We start from the raw sequence: 4,463 nt of genomic DNA on the forward strand, positions 1-4,463 counted from the left end.
CCGGGGCGCGTGGTCGCCAACCAGCCGGCCACGGCCACACCCCGATGCCTTTGAGGGCAAGGCGCTGGTGATGCATGTCCGCGGCTGCGATGCGCCGACCCAGGAGCTGCGCGTGCCGTTCCATGTCGGCGATGACCGGTCGCGGACCTGGGTGCTGACCCGCACCGCCGGGGGGCTGCGCCTGAAACACGATCACCGCCATGAGGACGGCAGTCCGGATGCCACCACGATGTACGGCGGTGACACACAGGACGCCGGCAGCGTGACGCGGCAGCGCTTCCCGGTGGATGCCGAGTCGGTGGCGCTGTTCCAGCGCGAGGGTCTGCAGGGCTCGGTGCGCAATACCTGGGCGATGGAGCTGGAAGCGGGCAAGCGCTTCGTCTACGAGCTGTCGCGCCCGGACGGGCGGCTGTTCCAGGTCGAATTCGATCTCACCGCGCCGGTGGCTTTGCCGCCCGCGCCGTGGGGCAGCGAGAGCTGAGCGGAAAAAGGAAGGGCGCCGAGAGGCGCCCTTCTTCACTGTTCCGGCAGGAGCCGGGCCGGTGCTCAGCGGCTGCCAAAGCGCGCGCGGCAGCCGGCGTTCACCCACACGCTGTTGCCGCTGTAACCCCAGTTGCGGCCTTCGACGCACGGGGTGCTGGACAACTGCTGGATGACCACCGGGCGCCCCTGGCGCCGGTCCCAGGCGCAGGAGCGCATGCGGTTGTCATCGCTGCTGCAGGTGACGCTGTAATCGCTGTTGCCGCCATTCCAGTTGCCACCGTTATTGCCCCAGCCACCGCCACGGCCTTCCGTGAATCCGGCACGGCAGCCATTGCTGACCCAGACCGTACCGTTGCCGCTGCCCCAGTTGCGGCCCTCGATGCACTGGGTCTTGGACAGCTGACGCACCAGGGTGGCGCGGCGCCAGCCCGTGGCGCATTCGCGACGACGGTTGTCATTGCTTTCACAGCGGATCGTGCCGGCATTGCCGTTCCAGTTGCCGCCCTGGCCCCCACGGCCCTCGGCAAACTCAGCGCGGCAGCCGTTGCTGACCCAGACGCTGCCGTTGCTGCTGCCCCAGTTGCGGCCCTCGATGCACTGGGTCTTGGACAACTGGCGGACCAGGGTGGCGCGGCGCCAGCCGGTGTTGCAGACCCGCTGGCGGTTGTCATTGCTCTCGCAGCGGAGGGTGCCGGCATTGCCGTTGCCGCCCCCGCTCCAGTTGCCTCCGCCATTGCCGCGCAGCGAGGTGGCGATGTCCTGCTTGATCCGGGAGAAGCCCCAGCCGGAATTGACCTGGTCCAGGTAGAACTCCAGCTGGTCGTCGGGAATGCGGCGTCCGCCGGACTGGTCTGCGTATTCGCGCTCGATCACCCGGGCGCGGTCGGCGCGATTGAGCTGGCGCAGGTCCTCGGGTGCGTAGGCGCGGGTGGCCTGGGCCTGTGCGGTGGTTGGCAGGGCGGTCAACAGCGCGCCGGGCAGGGTCGCGGCAAGGCAGGCAAGCAGGAGGTGGCGTTTCATGGTGACATCCCCATTCAGTTCCGGAGGTGGCCGACTATAGTCCGCCACCCGCTTAAGCGGGCGTGACTGGTCGCCGGATTTGCTCCCGCACCGCCCGGGCCGCAAAATAACCGGCTTGATCGGCCTTGGCTGATATAAAACCTTCACCGGCGCCGCTGCGCGCTGGCATCCCCTGCGGAGCTTTTCCATGCGTACCCATTTCTGTGGCCTGGTCGATGAGACCTTGATCGGCCAAACCATCACTCTCGCCGGCTGGACCGACGTGGCCCGTAACCAGGGCGGCGTCTGCTTCATTGATCTTCGCGATCACGAAGGCATCGTGCAGGTGACGGTGGAGGTGGACAACGCCGAGGTGTTCGCCGTGGCCGCCTCGTTGGGCTACGAGGACGTGCTGCAGGTGGAAGGCGTCGTGCGCGCCCGCCACGCGGTCAACGACAAAATGCGCACCGGCAAGGTGGAAGTGATCGCCACCGCCATCACCGTACTCAACAAGGCCGCGCCGCTGCCGTTCCACGCCCACGAAAACCCGGGCGAGGAAACCCGCCTGAAGTACCGATACCTGGACCTGCGCCGTCCGGAAATGCAGCGCATGCAGCGCACCCGCATCAAGCTGGTGCAGGCCCTGCGCCGTCATCTGGATGGCCGCGGCTTCCAGGATATCGAGACCCCGATCCTGACCAAGGCCACCCCGGAAGGCGCGCGCGACTTCCTGGTGCCGGCGCGCATGCACCCGGGCGAGTTCTACGCGCTGCCGCAGAGCCCGCAGCTGTTCAAGCAGATCCTGATGGTGGCCGGCTTTGACCGCTACTACCAGATTGCCCGCTGCTTCCGCGATGAAGCCCTGCGTGCCGACCGCCAGCTGGAGTTCACCCAGCTGGACATGGAGTTCGCCTTCGTGCGCGAGCGCGACGTGCAGGATTTCGTCGAGGACATGATCCGCTCGATTTTCAAGGAAGTGGTCGACGTCGATCTCGATGCCAGCTTCCCGCGCATGACCTGGGCCGAGGCGATGCGCCGCTACGGGTCGGACAAGCCGGACCTGCGCATCGCGCTGGAGCTGGTGGACGTGGCCGAGCTGGTCAAGAGCAGCGAGTTCCCGGTGTTCACCGCGGCCGCCAATGACGCCGACGGCCGCGTGGCCGCGCTGCGCATCCCGGGTGGTGCCAGTCTGAGCCGCAAGCAGATCGACGAATACGCCGCCCACGCCGCCAAGTACGGTGCCAAGGGTCTGGCCTACATCAAGGTGGGCGAGAACGGTGAAATCAGCTCGCCGATCCAGAAGTTCTTCGCCGAAGACGCCTTCGCTGCGCTGCTCAAGCACATTGGTGCCGGCAATGGCGACATCGTGTTCTTCGGCGCCGGCGGCTACAACAAGGTCTCCGACTTCATGGGCGCACTGCGCCTGAAGGCCGGCAAGGACTTCAACCTGGTCGCCGATGGCTGGGCCCCGCTGTGGGTCACCGACTTCCCGATGTTCGAGTGGGACGAGGAAGAGCAGCGCTATGTGGCCCTGCATCATCCCTTCACCGCACCGGCGGTGGATGACGTGGCCGACCTGCGCGCCAATGCCAAGACGGCGGTGTCGCGCGGTTACGACATGGTGCTCAACGGCAACGAGATTGGCGGCGGTTCGATCCGTATCCATCGTCCGGAGATGCAGAGCGCGGTGTTCGAGCTGCTCGGCATCGGTGCTGAAGAAGCGCGCGCCAAGTTCGGCTTCCTGCTGGATGCCCTGAACTATGGCGCACCGCCGCACGGCGGCATCGCCTTCGGTATCGACCGCATCGCCGCGCTGATGGCCGGTACCGAGTCGATCCGCGACGTGATCCCGTTCCCGAAGACCACCGGCGCACAGTGCCTGATGACCGACGCGCCCTCGCCGATCACCGACGCGCAGCTGGCCGAGGTGCATGTGCAGGTGCGTCCGAAAGCGGCCAAGGAATAAGTTCCGCTCGCCGTTTGATGGCTGCCCGGTCGCGTTGATGAGCGCCGGCGCCCGCCGCCAATGCGTCTGGAGGGGGGGCGTTGGCGGTCCTATCCGATGGCAATGCCGCCGGATAGATTGGGCATCGTTCCCATACCGCCGGAAACCCCGTGATCGACAATCGCTACACGCTCCGCCGCGCTACTGCTGACGACGCCGACACCTTGTCGGCGCTGGCTACACGTACCTTTGTCGAGACCTTCGGGCATCTGTATCCGCCGGAGGATCTGCAGGCGTTTCTGGACGAAGCGTATCCGGCGGCCCGCCAGCGGGTGATCCTGGAGCATCCGGACTATGCGGTGTGGTTGCTCGAATGCGATGGGGTGGCCGTTGGTCATGCCGCCGCCGGACCGTGTGGCCTGCCGCATCCGCAGGTGCGTCCCGGCGACGGGGAGCTCAAGCGCCTGTATCTGCTCCAGGGCCATCAGAATGGCGGCTGGGGCAGCCGCCTGTTCCAAGCCGCGCTGGCATGGCTGGAGCGCGAGGGCCCGCGCACGCTGTGGATCGGGGTGTGGTCGGAAAACTTCGGCGCGCAGCGCTTCTATGGCCGGCACGGTTTTGAGAAAGCCGGCGAGTACGAATTCCCGGTGGGCCGGGTCCGCGACCGGGAGTTCATCCTGCGCCGTTCACCCTAGCGCCGGCCGTGGCCACCCAACACCTGCTTCACCCGGGATTGCCCGTGGGTCGGCTATCACTCCCCGTATCGATATGGAGCACGGGCGCCGCAAGCGGCGCAAGGTGGACGCAATGACATCACCGGTACTGCTGCTGCATGGCATCTGGAACGCCCGCGCCTGGGTCGGCCCCCTGGCGTGGCGGCTGCGCGCGCAGGGCTTTTTAGTCAACAGTTTCGGCTATCCCAGCGTGTTCGGTGGCCCGGAGGTGGCGGTGCCGCTGCTGATCGAGCGGTTGCGTGGTCGCGGCCCGGTCGCGCTGGTCGGGCATAGCTCGGGGGGCTGGTGGCGCTGGAGGCTCT

General features: G+C 67.1%; 3 protein-coding genes and 2 pseudogenes. 4 read left to right on the forward strand and 1 reads right to left on the reverse strand.

All coding sequences use genetic code 11. The annotated features are described in order from the left end of the window. A pseudogene (locus tag JCM9942_RS11235) lies at nt 1-481 on the forward strand (hypothetical protein); the annotation flags it as partial. A gap of 65 nt (nt 482-546) precedes the next feature. Here the strand turns inward: JCM9942_RS11235 and JCM9942_RS11240 are convergent. After that, the gene (locus tag JCM9942_RS11240) at nt 547-1,227 is read right to left on the reverse strand and encodes a DUF3011 domain-containing protein (RefSeq protein ID WP_241772682.1); all 681 of its coding nucleotides are present in this window, start codon (nt 1,225-1,227) and stop codon (nt 547-549) included. 463 nt (nt 1,228-1,690) lie between these two features. Between JCM9942_RS11240 and aspS the strand changes: the two genes are divergently transcribed. The 3 genes and pseudogenes from aspS to JCM9942_RS11255 all read left to right on the forward strand — a co-directional run. Then, nucleotides 1,691-3,448 carry an aspartate--tRNA ligase gene (gene aspS / locus JCM9942_RS11245; protein ID WP_054659721.1) on the forward strand — a complete coding sequence of 586 codons (1,758 nt, stop codon included), beginning with the start codon at nt 1,691-1,693 and terminating at the stop codon, nt 3,446-3,448. A gap of 152 nt (nt 3,449-3,600) precedes the next feature. Then, nucleotides 3,601-4,122, forward strand: a complete 522-nt coding sequence (locus tag JCM9942_RS11250; RefSeq protein WP_054659723.1) for a GNAT family N-acetyltransferase — start codon at nt 3,601-3,603, stop codon at nt 4,120-4,122. Between the two features lie 112 nt (nt 4,123-4,234). After that, nucleotides 4,235-4,463, forward strand: a pseudogene (locus JCM9942_RS11255) (esterase/lipase family protein); the annotation flags it as partial.

Source organism: Stenotrophomonas pictorum JCM 9942 (assembly GCF_001310775.1).
In the GTDB taxonomy this organism is placed as follows: Bacteria; Pseudomonadota; Gammaproteobacteria; order Xanthomonadales; family Xanthomonadaceae; genus Stenotrophomonas; species Stenotrophomonas pictorum.